Annotated in this window: 14 protein-coding genes and 1 pseudogene; 8 read left to right on the plus strand and 7 right to left on the minus strand. The window is 70.3% G+C overall.

The features are described 5' to 3' along the window. Positions 1-46: 46 nt before the first annotated feature. Both ACIGEZ_RS32165 and ACIGEZ_RS32170 read right to left on the minus strand, forming a co-directional pair. Entirely contained in the window at positions 47-823 is a 777-nt protein-coding gene (locus ACIGEZ_RS32165) for a hypothetical protein (RefSeq protein WP_399838272.1), read from the minus strand. A 265-nt stretch (positions 824-1,088) separates the two neighbouring features. Next, positions 1,089-3,170: an FG-GAP repeat domain-containing protein gene (locus ACIGEZ_RS32170; RefSeq protein ID WP_399838274.1), complete on the minus strand. Its 2,082-nt coding sequence runs from the start codon at positions 3,168-3,170 to the stop codon at positions 1,089-1,091. 890 nt (positions 3,171-4,060) lie between these two features. Between ACIGEZ_RS32170 and ACIGEZ_RS32175 the strand changes: the two genes are divergently transcribed. Further along, complete coding sequence (locus tag ACIGEZ_RS32175; protein ID WP_399838277.1) at positions 4,061-4,558, plus strand: hypothetical protein; 498 nt, start codon at positions 4,061-4,063, stop codon at positions 4,556-4,558. A 53-nt stretch (positions 4,559-4,611) separates the two neighbouring features. Here the strand turns inward: ACIGEZ_RS32175 and ACIGEZ_RS32180 are convergent, their stop codons facing one another. Further along, positions 4,612-4,827 (minus strand): hypothetical protein, encoded by a 216-nt coding sequence (locus ACIGEZ_RS32180; protein ID WP_399838280.1) that lies wholly within the window; start codon positions 4,825-4,827, stop codon positions 4,612-4,614. An 87-nt stretch (positions 4,828-4,914) separates the two neighbouring features. Further along, positions 4,915-5,628: an alpha/beta fold hydrolase gene (locus ACIGEZ_RS32185; RefSeq protein ID WP_399838282.1), complete on the minus strand. Its 714-nt coding sequence runs from the start codon at positions 5,626-5,628 to the stop codon at positions 4,915-4,917. 172 nt (positions 5,629-5,800) lie between these two features. On the opposite strand from ACIGEZ_RS32185, the gene ACIGEZ_RS32190 reads away from it, so the two are divergent. The 4 genes and pseudogenes from ACIGEZ_RS32190 to ACIGEZ_RS32205 all read left to right on the plus strand — a co-directional run bounded on the left by ACIGEZ_RS32190 (position 5,801) and on the right by ACIGEZ_RS32205 (position 8,605). Beyond that, entirely contained in the window at positions 5,801-6,463 is a 663-nt protein-coding gene (locus tag ACIGEZ_RS32190; protein ID WP_399838285.1) for a glyoxalase, read from the plus strand. A 257-nt stretch (positions 6,464-6,720) separates the two neighbouring features. Beyond that, positions 6,721-7,248, plus strand: a pseudogene (locus tag ACIGEZ_RS32195) (alpha/beta fold hydrolase); the annotation flags it as partial. Next, positions 7,245-7,580 carry an FAD-dependent oxidoreductase gene (locus ACIGEZ_RS32200; RefSeq protein ID WP_399838288.1) on the plus strand — a complete coding sequence of 112 codons (336 nt, stop codon included), beginning with the start codon at positions 7,245-7,247 and terminating at the stop codon, positions 7,578-7,580. The pseudogene ACIGEZ_RS32195 and the gene ACIGEZ_RS32200, both read left to right, overlap by 4 nt. Further along, positions 7,565-8,605, plus strand: coding sequence for an FAD-dependent oxidoreductase (locus tag ACIGEZ_RS32205; protein ID WP_399838291.1), 1,041 nt, complete (start codon positions 7,565-7,567; stop codon positions 8,603-8,605). Before ACIGEZ_RS32200 ends, ACIGEZ_RS32205 begins: the two co-directional genes overlap by 16 nt. Before the next feature lie 188 nt (positions 8,606-8,793). On the opposite strand, the gene ACIGEZ_RS32210 is transcribed toward ACIGEZ_RS32205, so the two are convergent. Both ACIGEZ_RS32210 and ACIGEZ_RS32215 read right to left on the minus strand, forming a co-directional pair. After that, the gene (locus ACIGEZ_RS32210; protein ID WP_399838294.1) at positions 8,794-9,129 is read right to left on the minus strand and encodes a hypothetical protein; all 336 of its coding nucleotides are present in this window, start codon (positions 9,127-9,129) and stop codon (positions 8,794-8,796) included. A gap of 574 nt (positions 9,130-9,703) precedes the next feature. Further along, positions 9,704-9,952 carry a hypothetical protein gene (locus ACIGEZ_RS32215; protein ID WP_399838296.1) on the minus strand — a complete coding sequence of 83 codons (249 nt, stop codon included), beginning with the start codon at positions 9,950-9,952 and terminating at the stop codon, positions 9,704-9,706. 409 nt (positions 9,953-10,361) lie between these two features. Here ACIGEZ_RS32215 and ACIGEZ_RS32220 point away from each other — a divergent pair, with 409 nt between their 5' ends. Together ACIGEZ_RS32220 and ACIGEZ_RS32225 are read left to right on the plus strand one after the other, a co-directional pair. Then, complete coding sequence (locus ACIGEZ_RS32220; protein ID WP_399838299.1) at positions 10,362-10,778, plus strand: hypothetical protein; 417 nt, start codon at positions 10,362-10,364, stop codon at positions 10,776-10,778. A 123-nt stretch (positions 10,779-10,901) separates the two neighbouring features. Next, complete coding sequence (locus tag ACIGEZ_RS32225) at positions 10,902-11,339, plus strand: hypothetical protein (protein WP_399838301.1); 438 nt, start codon at positions 10,902-10,904, stop codon at positions 11,337-11,339. Between the two features lie 254 nt (positions 11,340-11,593). Here the strand turns inward: ACIGEZ_RS32225 and ACIGEZ_RS32230 are convergent, their stop codons facing one another. Beyond that, positions 11,594-13,216 (minus strand): PucR family transcriptional regulator, encoded by a 1,623-nt coding sequence (locus tag ACIGEZ_RS32230; RefSeq protein ID WP_399838304.1) that lies wholly within the window; start codon positions 13,214-13,216, stop codon positions 11,594-11,596. A gap of 256 nt (positions 13,217-13,472) precedes the next feature. On the opposite strand from ACIGEZ_RS32230, the gene ACIGEZ_RS32235 reads away from it, so the two are divergent. Next, positions 13,473-15,863, plus strand: a complete 2,391-nt coding sequence (locus ACIGEZ_RS32235) for a xanthine dehydrogenase family protein molybdopterin-binding subunit (protein WP_399838307.1) — start codon at positions 13,473-13,475, stop codon at positions 15,861-15,863. Positions 15,864-16,128: the final 265 nt, after the last annotated feature.

The following is a 16,128-nucleotide window of genomic DNA, read 5'->3' on the forward strand; positions in this document are numbered from 1 at the left end:
CATGGCCCGAGGCGTTGGAGGCGCTACGGGCATTGCGGGACAACGCTTAGACCACCTGTGCGATGAGGTACGCGAGGGCTGCCGCTGCGCCCAGACAGCCGAGGACGAACAGCCAAGAGAAGGTCCCCCGCGCGCGAAGGACGGGGACGCGTGGGACGCGGATGTCCTCCGGCGCGGCTTGGGCCGGCGGCCGGGCAGATCCGCCGCTGAGAGGACCTGAAGGCGGCCCCTGCGGCCGGCGGGCCTCGGAGGGCTCGAAGGGTCGATCACTGCCGACGCCCGTGCTCCCTGTGTCCGTACGGGGCCCTCGGTACGGTTCGACGAGCGGAGTCACGGGCGTGCCCCACTGCGGACGGGCGCCGTACGGCGAAATCCGCTCGCGCAGTGTCCCCGCGGCGGTGCGCCGCCAGGTGCGGCCCGCGACGTCGGTGAACTCCACGGCCATCTGCGCGGGATCGAGTTCACTGCCCGGGTCCTCTGAATCGTGGACAAAGGTCAAGAAGCCGCCCGGCATCAGCAGCCGAGCGCCGTCCGGCTTCAAAGAAGCGTCGTCTGCCAGGACACGGACGTCGCTGGCAGGCTGGCTGCTGCCGTTGTACACCCTGGCGCGCCGGCCGCCGGCTTCGACGTGGACCGAGATCCAGCTCGCCTGGCGGATCCGCTCTGTCCGATCGGCGTGCTCCTCGCGGCGTTTCCGGTCTTTCTCTTCCCGCTCGTCGCGCATCTGCTGAGCTCGCTCGGCGCGCTGCTCGTGTCGGTAGCCGACAACTGCGGTCGCCACCGACACGAGCAAGCCGAGGATCGCAATCACGGTGCCGATCATGTCTCCACCATGCAACCTGCTACCCCGTCGGTCCGGTAGCAGCGCCGAGGTTCCCGGAATTGCTTCAGTCGCCGTTCTCTTGGAGCAGGTCAGTGCCGCTGGCCTGCGCCGAATGGCTTGACGCCGGTCTCCGGGGGCGGAAATCGGGATACGGCAGGGCGCACGCGGGCGGCGCGCCCGAGTGCGGAGTCAGCTCAGCACGGCAGCCGCTCGAGGCTGGCCGTGGCGCTCCCGATGCGAGTGCATCGCGCAGCCAACGTCACTGTCAGACGGTTCCCCAGCCGAGATCCACGGGAGTGCTCGGGCCGAGCCCGCCGCCGGTCGTGCCGGGGTAGAGGTGGGCGCTGCCGTCATTCCACACGGCGAGCACATCGGGCAGGCCGTCGCCGGTGAGGTCACCGGCACCGGTCATCGTGCGGACCACGCCCCAACCGGTGGAGAGCTGGACACGTGGCCCGAGCCCGCTCTGCACCCCCTGGTAGAGCCACAACACGCCCTGGCCGTCGACCGCGAGGACATCAGGCCGGGAGTCCCCGTTGAGGTCGCCCGCCCCGGTGTAGAGGGACATCGTGTTCCAACTCGTACCGATCTTGACGCTGGCGCCGAGGCCGCCGCCGGACTTGCCCGGATAGAGGTAGGCATCCCCGATGTTCCACACCGCCATGAGGTCCGGCAGGCCGTCGCCGGTGAGGTCACCGACGCCGGACATGGACGAGACGACACCCCAACCGGCAGAGAGCTGGACGCGGGCGTTGAGCCCGTTCTGCATGCCGGGGTAGCGCCACAGGTCCCCGTTGCCGTCGACGGCGAGGAAGTCCGGCCACGCGTCACCGTCCAGCCGGCCGACCCCCGTCAGCAGACGCATCGGGTCCCAGCTCGTGCCGATGGACTTCCGGGCTCCGACACCGCCCTGGGCCCCGGGGTAGAGAACCAGGTTGCCGTTACCCGCGCCGCTGCCCGTCCCGGCGTTCGGCCGCATGGCGAGCAGGTCGGGCACGCCGTCACCAGTCAGGTCGCCCCAGGCGCCCGACAGGGACCGCACCGGCACGGCCGGCTTCGGCCACGCGACGTGGAAGACCGTACGGTCGCCGGGCTTCTCGTTCAGGGTCCACATCTCGTCCGTGGCAGGCCAGTACATGACGTTCTCGCCGTAGATCCCCGTCCGGGTCCACAGCCGCACCGGCTCACCGGGCCACGCGTGGTAGAGGCAGCTCGGGATCTCCGTCTTCCCCTCGATGTACTCGGGGCAGGGGGCCGAGACCACGACCCGGCCTCGGTTCATGGCGACTCCCTGGGCGCCACTGACCGTAGAGGTGTAGGCCGTCTCGGGCCGGGAAACGCCGTCCGTCCCCGTGGCCAGAAGGCCGGTCGTCGGGTCCAGCGGCCAGCGCACGATCGCGCCGACGGTGTTGAAGGACTGCTGCTGGCCGGCGGGGACCCCGGCGACCTCGGCGGTCACGAGCGCCGGGCGCGCGCCGCTGTCGTCGAGCGAGATGCCCGCGAAGCACGGCGGCGGGTTGTGCGCCTGCTGGGTGCCGCAGCTCTTGGGGTCGTCCTGCGGCGACTTGTCGGGGTTGTCGAACGCGTGCTGGTAGCGGTTCACCTGCGGCAGCGCGTACTTGTGCCATGCCGCCCCGTACACGCCGTTCGACGCGCCGACGCTCCCGGCGCTCTCGTCCATGAGCCAGACGCGGTTCAGGTCGAACACGGCGAGACCGGCGCCGGTGGAAACGTACAGATAGTTGCGGTACCAGGTCACGGAATCGGCGTGGCCCCGCAGCGGCGCGTAGCCCGTGGCGGTGGGCGTCACCAGCAGGGCGTGACGGTAGCGGACCCGAGCGGGGTCGGTGACGTCCGTGAACGCGACCCGCATGAGCTGGTTGGGCTGATCGGGATACGAAGGGTGCGTCAGCCAGTTGGACCAGCTGGCCACCACGACGCGGCGGCCGTTGACGACCTGCTGGTTGGCCGTGGACTCGCCCGATCCGGCGATGCCCTGCGGCACCCACTGCGTCCCCGTGTCGTCACCGTAGGTGTCGTTCCAGCAGAACCCCTGGGCACCGGCCGCGTTGGTCGGATGGCACAGCGGGCGGGCCGTCCCGTTGAGGTCGCCCAGCACGTCCGTGACGGTCCGCCGCGGGATGCCGCCCGCTTCCGCCTGGTCGGCGTGGGTCGCCAGCGCCGTGCGGTGGATGTCCCCGACCGCGGTCGTCTCCGTGGAGGCCAGGGTCCAGTGGGCCTCGGGCGTCTTCGCGGTGATGGTCGCGGCGACAACAGACCCGTTCGGCACCTCGGCGGCCTGGGCCGGTTGCGGCAGCAGCCCCACCGCCAGCAGAGCCGAGGCCACTGCCCCGGCCCACCACCCATGCCTTCTCTTCCTCATGGATATCATCTGATTCCCCTCCCGTGTCGCAGAAAACAAGAGGTCAGACTACGAATGGCACCACAGGCGTCCTGGCGTCGGGGTGACTGATCAGTTCGGCCCCGGTGTCATCTGGCTTGTCTCCCGGCGGCGGCACCACCGTCGGACGATGCTTCGCCGCCTCCCGTTCCGACTCAGCCACGCCTCGCCCCCTCTGCCGGCCTGCGCGCATCCGGGGCCGAGTTGGAGCCGCCCCTCGGCCGTGGCGGGACGAGCATCGCCGGGTGGCGGGCGCGTCCGGTGTCTCCATACCTCCGTGGTGGCCGGCCAGCGGTGCGCGGCCACCACGACCGGGCCGACGACCAGGACGGCCGCCCGGACATCGACCGAGGACCCACGCAGGCGCTGCTGCGGCACGCCGAAGAGGCCGACCGCAACCGGGACGAACTGGCCTCCCAGGGCCGTCTCGGCGAAGCGCTCGGGTACGCCCAGGAGGCCGTCGAGCATTGGTTCGTGTCCGCCGACATCGCCCGCGTCCTCACCGCCGAACCCGGCCTCCCCGGCCCGCCGCCCGCCCCAAGGGCCGTTTCGTTCGGATCTTGCGAGGCTTGTCATACTTCCCGAGTGGAGATGCAAGCCGAGGAGGCAGCGCGGCGCTGGCCGGCCGCTCAGGGTGTCAGCCAGGTGCGCGACGGGTGGGTGAGCGACGAGAAGCCGGACGCGTTGCTCACGGCCAACCAGGTGGCGCACTCCTGGGCCGGTGATGTGTTCGCCGAAGACCTGGAGGCAGCCGACCAGGTGCGGTTGGCTTTCGGGCTGCTGGACCTCCTCGACGAGTACTGGGTCACGTGCGAGATCCGGTTCGCGAACGAAGGATGCGGAGGGTCCCCTGCCGGCCAACGCGCAACGGCTACCGCCAGCGGCTGGAGGCGGACCGGGACGCCGGGGCCGTCACCTACTCGCTGTGGGTGGACTGGTTCGAGGACCATGTCACTTCCGCGAGGGCCTTCGCCGAGGTTCTCGGTAACGACATCGACCGGGTGGTGGCCGAGCGGTCGGAAGCCCTGCTCCGCCGAGCCCGTCGGGTACTGGAGTGTTCGGGACCGGTGCGCTGGACGGTGAGGGAGCTGACATACCGCACCGCCATGCGGCTTCCTGCCCTGCACTCGGCCGTCTTCCGCGGCCTCTTGGCGAGCTTCCACGACGTCTACGGCGACCTGGAGCCGGCTGCCGCACTTACCTTCCTCGGCCGGCTGGACCTCCCCAAGAACACCCAGCATCTTGGCGAACTGCGCCACGTACTCTCCGCCGGGCACAAGAACCACTACCGCAGCCCTGGTGCCTGGGACGAGGCGCTTCGCTCCTGCTCCTGAGCCGTTGGCCTGGCAGACCAAAGAAGGATGCCGGCGACGTACAGTCCCGCCAGCTAGATGGTTGCGGTCTTCTCGTAGCGGGTGGCGATGCCCCGCCACTGCTGGAAGCGGTTGATGCAGGGTTCGACGGTGTTGCGCCGCTTGTATGCCTCGCGGTCGAAGGCGGGTGGCCTGCCGCCTCGGCTGCCGCGCCGCAGCCGGTGGCCGCGGTGATGGGCCGGAGCGGGGATGACCGCGATACGACAAGCTAGCGGTCCGCTATGAGGCAACCGTCCTCATAGCGGCCATCGGGGAATGGCTGTCACCAGCACACATCAAGCGCGTCCAAAACCAGCCCGCAAGGCATGGAGGTGCTCTCACTCCACGGCAGCATTGAGGAGAATCTGCGCCAGCTCGCGCGGCTGGGAGAACATCGGCCAATGGCCGGTGTCCATCTTGACCAGCCGCCAGCGCTTGCTGTTCAGCAGCTCAGCCACATTTTCGTCGGGCTCGGCGTCGTCAGGCTCGGTCCCCGGCATCACGCACAGGATGTATGTCGCCGGAAGTTCACCGAGCGGCCCCGCCAGCACAGCGGGCTCGGTCAGCGTGGCACCTGGGTGAGGCGTCGAGCCACGCACGAGGCGTGCGATCTGCTCATCGGTGAGACCCTCGCCGTCGTAATGAGCAGCTGGCGCGAGCGGCCAAAACCCTCCGCTCTCGGCGATCGATGCCTCCACTGCCGCCCCGCCGTCCGGCCAGGCGGAGGCAAACGACTCGCCGTCAGTTGGAACACTTGAGTCGACGAATACCACGCGGGCCAGCCGGTCACCGATCCGCTCTGCGGCCTGACCTACGGGGATGCCCGAGTAGCTGTGACCCACCAGGACTACGTCACGCAGACCCAGGCGTTCTACCTCTGCAACGATGTCCTGGACATGAGTCGCTTGCCCCGCCGGTACACCCTGCTTGTCAGCAAGACCGGACAGCGTCAACGGATAGACGCCGTGGCCAGCCGCGCGCAGATACGGCACCACCTCGCCCCACGCCCACGCCCCGAGCCGTGCACCGGCAACCAGCACGAAATTCACCATGCCCGCACCGTATCCGGGCAGCCTGACGATCTCCTAGAAAAATACTTTCGATACACGCCCTGGCTGTGTCCACTGCGGTGGTTCGGATGCCGGTGTGGGCGGCGAAGCGAGTCCCAAGACCGGTCAGGATTCGAGAAGCCCGGGTCGTCGTTGAGCTCCTAGCGTGTTGGTCATGGCAACCACACTTTCCACCGCAACCAACACGTCCCTCGCGGCCGTCACTCTTGAGGTGGCCGACATCGAGGCCGCCGGCCGTTTCCACAGTGCCTTCGGTGTGGACGCGTACATCCGTCTGCGGGCGTCTGACGCGCATTCCACCGGGTTTCGGGGCTTCACTCTGGCGCTCACGGTGTCCGGGCCGGCGACCGTCGACAGCTTCGTCGGGGCTGCCGTGGAGGCCGGCGCCACGGTGCTGAAGCCCGCCGCGAAGTCGCTGTGGGGCTATGGCGGCGTTGTTCAGGCCCCGGACGGTACGGCCTGGAAGATCGCGACGTCGGCGAAGAAGGACACCGGGCCCGCCACCCGCGAGATCGACGAGGTCGTCCTGCTGCTCGGTGTCGAGGACGTGAAGGCCACCAAGCAGTTCTACGTCGGCCGGGGCCTCACCGTGGCCAAGAGCTTCGGAGGCAGGTACGCCGAGTTCGCCCCCGGCCAGTCCAGTCCCGTCAAGCTGGCGCTGTACAAGCGCCGTGCCCTTGCCAAGGACCTCGGCGTCCCCGCCGACGGCACCGGCGCGCACCGCATCGTCCTGGGCAGCACCAGCGGTGCCTTCACCGACCCGGACGGGTTCGCCTGGGAGGCTGCCGCGCCGAGCGCCCCGACCACCCTGTCTTGACCCCGGGCCCGCCCGTCCGATGTCCGGGCGGAGGACACGCATCGGTCTTCGCCGAGCTCGAGAGCGAGGAGACTCACGTCGTCGCCACGTCACAAACCGGGGCGGATTTCCCCGGGAGAGGGTGGCTGACCCACCATGTCCGCGTTCGTGACCAGTGCCGAATCGCCGGCGGACGGCGACGTATCCGAAAGACCCGTCCGGCTGACTCACCCACCGCGCACAAGTCCCGTGCCCCACCGCTATCACGGCGCGCTCCTCACTCCAGCGGCGGCGTGGTCGCCACCGCCCTCGCCGAAGTGCGGCCCGACCTGGTGACCGCGCTCGCGCTCGTGAACACCGGCCCCAGCCTGGACGCCTTCATCGCACCGGAGCCCACCGCGACCGGCCCCTCGCAGTGGCCGCCGACCGACGAGCAGCTCCGGAGCTTCGCCAACACCGGTTTCAGCCGCGCGGGCTACCAGATCCCGGAGGAGCTGCTGGACGACGTGCGCAGCATGACCCACCACACGTTCACCGCGACGATGCGTGCCGCCCGCTCCTACCTGGAGCGGCGGGCACTGCCGGATCGGCTGGCGGTCCTGGGCAAGCCGCTCCGGGTGATCTTCGGCGAGGACGACCGCCGATGGCGGTCCTCGTCCGCTGCCGACTACCTCACCGTCCCCGGCGGACGGGTCGAGTTGCTGCCGGGACTCGGGCACTCGCCCCTGCTCGAGGACCCGGTGCGAACCGCGACCAGCCTGCTGGCCTTCACCACGGCGGTCCACGCGTACGGGCGGACTGAATGAAGAAGACGGATGCCATGCGGATTCTCGTCTCCGGTACCGGCGTCGCCGGCCCGGTTCTGGCCTACTGGCTCACCAGGCACGGATTCGGCGTCACCGTCGTCGAGCGCGCGCCGGCTTCGCGCGGAACCGGAGGCCACGCCGTCGACCTGTTCCGGCCCGCGATGCTCGTCTCAGAGAAGATGGGCACGCTCCCGCGCATCGAGGAGCGGGCCACAGGTATCCGCCGGACGGCCATCCACCGGGAGGGCGCACGGGTACCCGTCCGGGCGGCCTCTCCCGGATCTTCGGCGCCGCATCCGACCGGCACGTCGAGATCATGCGTGACGAGCTGAGCGAGATCTACCAGGACGCCGCCCGAGACGACGTCGAGTACGTCTTCGGCGACTCGATCACGGCGATCGCGCCGGATGGCGAGGTGACGTTCGAAAACGCCGCGCCGCGCCGGTTCGACCTCGTCGTCGGCGCGGACGGGCTGCACTCCAACGTGCGCCGCCTCGTCTTCGGCGAGGAGTCCCGCTTCAGCAGCTTCATCGGCGCCTACTTCGGCGTGCTCACCCTTCCGAACCTCCCTGGCCTCGACGGCGAGCTCCTCATGCACGTGGGCGTCGGCCGCACCGCGGGCATGTACGGCGCGCGGCACCTCGGCGATGCGCGGGCCCTGTTCCTGTTCAGGAGCGAGCAAGAGCTCGACTGCCACCACCGTGACGTGTCTCGGCGGAAGGAGCTGTTGCGCGGAGCCTTCGCCGGCATGCACGCCCATGTGGACCGCTGGCTGGACGAGCTCGACCGTACCCCGGCGTTCTACTTCGACTCGATCACCCAGCTCCGCATGGACAGCTGGTCGCGCGGGAGGGTGACGCTCGTCGGCGACGCGGGTTACTGCCCTGGTCCGGTCGTCGGGGGAAGCACCAGCCTGGCCGTCGTCGGCGCGTACGTCCTCGCCGGGGAGCTGGCTCGGGCGGGTGGCGACCACGAGCGCGCCTTCCCCGCCTACGAGCGCGCGATGGCGGAGCACGTACACGGCAGCCGCGCGGGCGCACTGAGCGCGGCGAGGACCCTGATCCCCACCTCCCGCCTCGGCGTGTGGGGACTGGCCCAGGGCGCCCGCCTGATCTCCACCCTGTCCGCCCGCCCCGGTCGCGCCCTCCTGCGCCTCACCACCAGGAGCGCGCGCCTCTACGACTCCCTGACCGTCGACGACCACCCGTCGTCGACCGCCGCACCAGGAGGCTGCCGGCACGCGTTCGACGACCGCGAACCTGGAACGCCTCGGCCTCGGACGTACACCGGCTCTCCCGGAGGCACAGCTCCAGGACGTCCCGCTCCCTCCACCGCTCCTCGTCGCGCAAGCCCGTAAAGGTGCGCGCGGAAAGGCGGCGGGGCACGAGCACACCCACACACCCATCAAAGTCATCGAAGTACTAGGTCTACCCCCGGACTTCGCGGGTCGCCGCTTCAGGGCTTGCTGGGCGCTTCAGTTGCCCAGTGAGCTTCGGTTTTGGCCAACTGGGCACCAATATGCGGGCGGTCAGTCACGGCACTCGGTCACAGGTCCGGCAAGAGGAGCCAGACTTCGGAGAAGGCAAGGCCGTGCTTGTGGGTCACCGCCCCGCACGGGCAGCCCAGCGTGATCAGACGCCAGTCGCAGGTCACCGTCCACGGGCCGGCCTTACCCCCGCATGCCGGGCAGCCGATGGTCTCGGCTGTCCACACCCCGAAAGAGGGTCTGCCGTAACGACGGAAGCGGCCGGCGTACCGGACCTGCCAGGGCTCGACCGGGGGCGTGAGCGGGACGGTCCCGGGTGGGCTCGCCGAGGCCAGCGCGGCGAACAGTGCGATCAGATCGGGAAGCAGGGCCTCGCCCGCCTCTGTCGGTGGCACGGCCGGGCCGTCCGCCGTGCCCGCCGGGGTCCCGTACCTCGGGGCCGCCGCTGCGGGCGGTGGGTTCGGGGCAGTGTGCCAAGGCAGGAAGGCCCGGGCGGCGGCGGCCAGGAGGGCGGCTGCGGGCGGGCTGACTGCGCCCGCGTCGAGGTGGTGGAGGGTGGTCCGTAGGATGCGTTGGAGGCGCCGGTCCCGGTCCGTGGCCAGCGTCCGTGCGGTCGCTGCCCGCCGGGTCGGGAGCGGGGCCGTGAGGCGGGCCAGGACCCGCGCTGCTGCTTCGGAGTCCGCCGCGGCAGGGCGCCACTCGCCGGCGGCCAGGAGCTGCCGTGCCCGCCCGGCCTCACGGATCAGGGCGCGCGTCTGCAACGGCTGCGGGCCGGAAGCTGCCGCGAGGGTCTGGTGCCCGCTCGTCATGGCCCCCTCTCCTCTTTCCCTTGTTCGTTGCCGCGACGTATCCCCGCCCTCTGCGAGCGTTGGTGGACATCCCATCACACAGGCGGATCGGGCCCGAAGCCGCTGAGGTTCGCGTCACTGCGAGGTCCTCTGCAGTGGCCGGACTGGCCAGCTAAGACACTTAGTCACAGGTCTGTGGCCAGCGGGTCTGTCCGACGTCGGTGTCGAGTAGGTAGAGGAGGTGGAGTTGGACGCCGCGGGTGATCGGGACGGTGGGCGGGTCGGTGACGTGGCCGGTCCGCAGGGTGAGTGCGCCGAGGTGGTAGAAGATCATGTGGCTGGTGGGGCGGACACGGCGCTTGTCGGGGTAGAGGCCGCTCAAGGTCTGCTCGGGGCCGAGTGCCCGAGCTGGGGATACGGCAGGGCGCACACCGGTCGCACTTCCGACAGGCTGTCGTGGGCGTTCCCTCAGCGGCCGTGGTCCAACCGGGCGGCTGCCCGGTGAGCGGATTGCCCGGCTGCACAGCTCACTGAGTGGACCAACACCGGCCACCCGGCGCCTCTGCTGATCACACGAGACGGCCGCGCCCGAACACCCGCGCACTCCTGCCAGTCTGCTCCTACCTCGAACCCGGCGTGACCCCGACTCCGCCGCCATGCCGCGGCTCTGGCCCCCACAGCCTTCGAGGCCTCTGCGAACGGCTCCTCGAAGCCGTTCGCCCGCCGGACAACGCCGGCCAACGACGTCTGGGAGGCGTGGATGCGGCATGGACCCGGCCAACGGGCTGACGGATACTGGCCGTTGACCGTTGTGCCCCGACACCCCTGGAGACGACGACGTGCGCACCCGCCTTGCTGTCGCCCTCGGTTCTGCCACCCTTACGTGCGGTGCCCTGCTGGCTGCCTCACCAGCCGGTGCTGTCGACTATCCGGTCAGCAGCTTCGATGTCACCTACGGTCAGACGTACACACGGGGCACCATCACCTGGTATGGGCGGTCGGTGGTGGTGGCGGGTGAGCACAAGTCGGTCGACGTGAACAGCTGCCGTGGCACTACGGCGTTCACGCTCGACTCGCAGAATCATCAGATGGGCGTCGGGTTGTCCGGCAACGTGTGCGGGGCGAGCGACACGTTCTCCTTCCTCGTGCCGGCGGATGCTCCGGGTGGAGCCGCGGTGGTGCGGGTGTGTCTGGACAACGGAGCGGACGGCCCGGAGGTCGTGTACCTGAAGTGCGTGAGGTACGGCCACCCGTAACAAGCGGGCCAGGTCGGCCGACCCTTGTGGGAGTATTCCGGCCGCGGGGGCGTTTCTGCTGCCCGCACGTCGACGCAGCACAGCGGGCATGCAAGGCCCCCGGAAGACAGGTAGACGGTGGCCATGACTGCCGATTGGTACGTCCTCATCGAAGAGGACGCGCGAACCACTGAACGGGCCGACGGCGTGGAGCTGAAGCTGCACCGATGGATGCTCGCAGGCACGCACCGCATCGGGCAGGACGAGGCGGAGGCAGCCGCGGCGGCCGAGGATGCGGCGCTGCACTACGTGCCGGGCGTACTGGCCCGGCACGCCAGACCGGGAGACCAGCCTGCCCGGCACGCCCTGCTCACTCGAGACGGTGCATGGATCGTGATCGTGAGGCAGCGTCACCGCGAGTGCCACATACGGGTGACCACGGCCCGGCTCGTTCACTCGCGGGAAGAGAAGGAGGCACAACCGAAGGGCCTGAAGGAACGGTTCCGTAGCGCCCTCGACGGCCCGCCGCCTGCTGCGAACCCCTGGACCTGGACGCCGCAAGGCAAAGCCGATCAAGTCTGACCCACGCGCCGGTTCGCTCCCTGGGCGCGGGTAGCGAAGACCCGCGGGCGGGCCGGCGCGTTCTCACGTACCCGCGCGGCGTCGACATCAGGCCGACTAGTGGGCTGGTGCCCGCTTTCGACGCAGGGGCGTACCAGCGGCGCGGCTCAGTCGACATACGGCTCAGTCGACAATGGCTCAGTCGACGTGCGGCTCAGTCGACGCACCGCTCAGTCGACGCACACTGGCGCCGCCTGCGCCCTGAGCGCCGTGTCTCAGAGCGCCCTCAGGGCTGCGAGGAAGTCCAGCCTGGTTTCGAGGCGGGTCAGGTCGGTGCCGGTGAGCTGTTCGATGCGGGCGACGCGGTGGCGCAGCGAGTTGACGTGCAGGTGGAGTCGTGCGGCGGTACGGGACCAGGACGCGTCGCAGCCGAGGAACGCCTCCAGGGTGTGCAGCAGGTCCGTCCGGTGGCGGTGGTCGTGGTCGCGTAGGGGGCCCAGGTGGCGGTCGGCGAAGGCACGGCGGGCTTCGGCGGGGACGAGGGGCAGCAGCGACAGGACGTGGGCGGTGAGGTCCTCGGGTCCCCGCACGGTCACCCGGTCCGGAGCGGCGTGGGCGATCCGCAGCGCGTTGCGGGCCTCGTCGAGGGCTCGGCGGGCGTCGCCGGGGTCCGCCACAGGAGAGCTGACGCCTACGGAGACGCTGTCCGTCGGGCCGAGCCAGCGTGTGAGCGCCGCGGAGAGCCTCCGCTGGAGGGCGGCGTGGCCCAGGTCGAGGGCCGGCTCCGGCAGCAGGACGAGGAGCAGAGCCTGATCGCCGTCGACGGTGGCGGCAATGTCCTGCTGCGTCACCGGCACGGGGCCGTCCTCCTGGATCAGGGCCTCCTCCAGCAGAAGGCGCAGGGCCGTGGCGGGGATTCGCCTTCCCTGCCACTCGCCCTCGGCGACCACGAACTGGTTGCGGGGCCAGGTGTCGACCCCGCTGACGACGGCCTGCGCGGTGCTGCGGAGCCGGACGGGGATCTCCTCGGCCGGGACGCTGCTGCGCATGAGTTCGAGGGCCCGGTGGGCCAGGTCGCGGAGGGCCGTCTTCGCCAGTTCGTGTGCGGACCGTGCGTCGGCGAGGAGTTCGACGATCCGGTCCACGAGTTCGACGTCCGTCGCGGGCCAGCCTGCGGTGTCGGCCTCCACCACCACCAGCCAGTCGCCCAGCTCGGCGGCTGGCCCCGTGGCGCCGGGGACCGGTACGAGGGAGTAGAGGCGGTTCCCGATGGTGACCCGGTGGGGAGCCGCTTCGCACGCGCGGCGGGCGGCGAGGTACCGCGCGGCAAGTGCCGCCGCGGTCTTGGCGTGCAGGGGAGGATGTGCCCCGGCGATCTGGCGCCCGGTCGCGGACAGGACGCGCACGTCGAGGCCGAGGCTGAGCCGCAGGAGCTCCAGTACGGAGTCCGGGGCGGCCCGGTCGGCCAGGAGCAGCCGGTGGCGTTCGACCACGGCGGCGAGGCTGCCGACGTCCCGGCGGTGCAGACGACGCAGGACGTGTTCGGTGATCGCGGCGAACGAGGTCTCCGGCCTCACGGCGACAAGCGGGAGACCGTGGCGGCGGCAGGCGCGTACGACGTCGTCCGGGACGCGTCCGTGTTCCACCTCGCCGGCGGCCAGCGCCGTGACACCCACCCGCGCGAGGACCTGTACGAACGGCTCGGCGTCCCCGTCCTGCCGCCACCAGGCGAGCCCGGTGAGGACGAGCTCCCCGCCGGCGAGGAAGCGGCCCGGGTTGGCCAGGTCGATGGTCGGAACGGCACGGATGGCTCGATCGAGCCGGCCGTCGTCGGTGTCCGGCCCCACGAGCAGCTGCAGCCCGAGCTCGTCGGTGTCCAGGAGTTCGTGTAGCCGCATGATCATCACCCTCTCATGTGGCGATCCTTGCCGTACATGGATCACCACAGCTCACCGGCGCGTGGAGGTGAGAATGCACGGTTGTCCACAGGCGGCGGAGAAGCCGGTTCTGAGTGATCGGTGACTGCCTCGCGCCCGGCGGCGCTGTGTCTACTTCTGTGCATGCGGCCGACAGCGATTTCGGCCACGCGGAGCCGGATGCCTCGGACGGGGGTCGAGGCACCGGCACGTCACGAATAGAGAGGCGGTCGGAAACATGGCCGGCACCACCAGCGGAATCCCTGCCGACGTCACCCAGGGATCCCGGACCAGAGGCGGCATCGGCGAGTCGACGCTTCGCCCGGACGGCACTCTGAAAGTCACCGGCGAGTTCGCCTACTCCTCGGACATGTGGCACGAGGACATGCTCTGGGGCCAGACCCTGCGCTCCACCGTCGCGCATGCCGAGATCGTCTCCATCGACATCTCCGAGGCCCTGACCGTTCCCGGCGTACACGCGGTCATGACGTACGACGACCTGCCCGCCCTCACGAAGTACTACGGCATGGAGTTCCAGGACACGCCGGTCCTGGCCCACGGCAAGGTCCGTCACCACGGTGAGCCGGTCGCCCTCGTGGCCGCTGACCACCCCGAGACCGCCCGCCGCGCGGCCGCCAAGATCAAGATCGAGTACAAGGAGCTGCCCGTCGTCACCGACGAGGCATCAGCGCTCGCTCCGGACGCGCCGCTCGTCCACGAGAACCGCGACGACCACCACGCCGCCTACGTCCCCCACCCCAACATCGTGCACCGCCAGCCGATCATCCGCGGGGACGTGGCGGAGGCCCGCAAGCGGGCCGACGTGATCGTCGAGGGCGAGTACGTCTTCGGCATGCAGGACCAGGCCTTCCTCGGCCCGGAGTCCGGCCTCGCCGTACCCGCCGAGGACGGCGGTGTCGACCTCTACGTCGCCACCCAGTGGCTGCACTCGGACCTCAAGCAGATCGCCCCCGTCCTCGGCCTGCCCGAGGAGAAGGTCCGCATGACGATGGCCGGCGTCGGCGGTGCCTTCGGCGGCCGCGAGGACATCTCGATGCAGATCCACGCCAGCCTCCTGGCGCTGCGCACCGGCAAGCCGGTCAAGATCGTCTACAACCGCTTCGAGTCCTTCTTCGGCCACGTCCACCGCCACCCGGCGAAGCTGTACTACGAGCACGGCGCCACCCGAGAGGGCAAGCTGACGCACATGAAGGCGCGGATCGTGCTCGACGGCGGCGCGTACGCTTCCTCCACGGCCTCTGTCGTCGGCAACGCCGCGTCCCTCTCAGTGGGGCCGTACGTCATCGACGACGTGGACATCGAAGCGATCGGCCTCTACACCAACAACCCTCCCTGCGGTGCGATGCGCGGCTTCGGCGCGGTCCAGGCCTGCTTCGCGTACGAGGCCCAGATGGACAGGCTCGCGGCGGAACTGGGCATGGACCCGGTCGAGTTCCGGCAGCTCAACGCGATGGAAGAGGGCACGACCATGCCTACCGGACAGAGGGTCGACCACCCCGCGCCGGTCGTGGAACTGCTTCGCATGGTCAAGGACCGACCGCTGCCGCCGCTGCGGCAGTGGGAGACCGCCGGCGGCGCGGCCGACCTGCGTGCGCTGCCGGGCGGTCTGTCGAACACCACGCACGGCGAAGGCATCGTCCGAGGCGTCGGCTATGCGGTCGGCATCAAGAACGTCGCCTTCTCCGAGGGGTTCGACGACTACTCGACGGCCAGGGTGCGCCTGGAGGTCATCAACGGCGAGCCGGTCGCGATGGTGCACACGGCCATGGCGGAGGTCGGCCAGGGCGGTGTCACCATCCACGCGCAAATCGCCCGCACCGAGCTCGGCGTCCAGCAGGTCACCATCCATCCCGCCGACACCCAGGTGGGCTCGGCCGGTTCGACCTCCGCCGGCCGCCAGACGTACATGACCGGCGGCTCCGTCAAGAACTCCTGCGAGCTCGTCCGCGAGAGGGTCCTGGAGATCGGCCGGCGCCGGTTCGGCTCCCATCACCCGGCGTGGACCGACGCCGTCCTGCACCTGGAGGGCGGCAAGGTCGTCACCGCCGACGGCGAGGTCCTCGCCACCATCGTGGAGGTCCTGGAGGACGAGTCCGTGGAGGTCGAGGCGGAGTGGCGGCACTTCCCCACCGAGCCCTTCGACCGGGTCACCGGCCAGGGCAAGGGCCACGTCCAGTACGCCTTCGCCGCGCACCGCGCGGTGGTGGAGGTCGACACCGAGCTCGGCCTGGTCAAGGTCGTCGAGCTGGCGGTCGCCCAGGACGTGGGCAAGGCACTCAACCCGCTGTCCGTCGTCGGCCAGATCCAGGGCGGCACCGTCCAGGGGCTCGGCGTCGCGGTGATGGAGGAGATCATCGTGGACCCCGACACCGCGAAGGTGCGCAACCCCTCCTTCACGGACTACCTGCTCCCGACGATCCTCGACACCCCGACGATCCCGGTCGACTACATCGAACTGGCCGACCCGAACGCACCGTACGGGGTACGCGGCATCGGCGAGGCCCCGACCCTGTCGTCCACGCCGGCGGTCCTCGCGGCGATCCGGAACGCGACGGGCCTGCAGCTCAACAAGACGCCGGTCCGCCCGGAGCACCTCACGGGACTCTGACCAGCGCGGCGCCGCCCTGGAGCGTTCAGGCGCTCAGGGCGGCGCCGGCTCGTCGAGGTCCAGGCGCTTGCCTGGAGGGCACAGGATTCCGGAAACCGTCAGGTTCACGACTCCTGACCCTGCCTCCGGGACCGCCACCGCCGAATGCCGTGCCCCACGGTCACCGACGATGTCGAGTGCGTAGAAGGCCTTCTCGGCATGGCCGGCCGGGTTGCCGAGCGCCGCATGCAGCCATGCGAACTCCGTCCGCCTTCTGCCCGACCCG

Source organism: Streptomyces sp. NPDC085481 (assembly GCF_044541845.1).
In the GTDB taxonomy this organism is placed as follows: Bacteria; Actinomycetota; Actinomycetes; order Streptomycetales; family Streptomycetaceae; genus Streptomyces.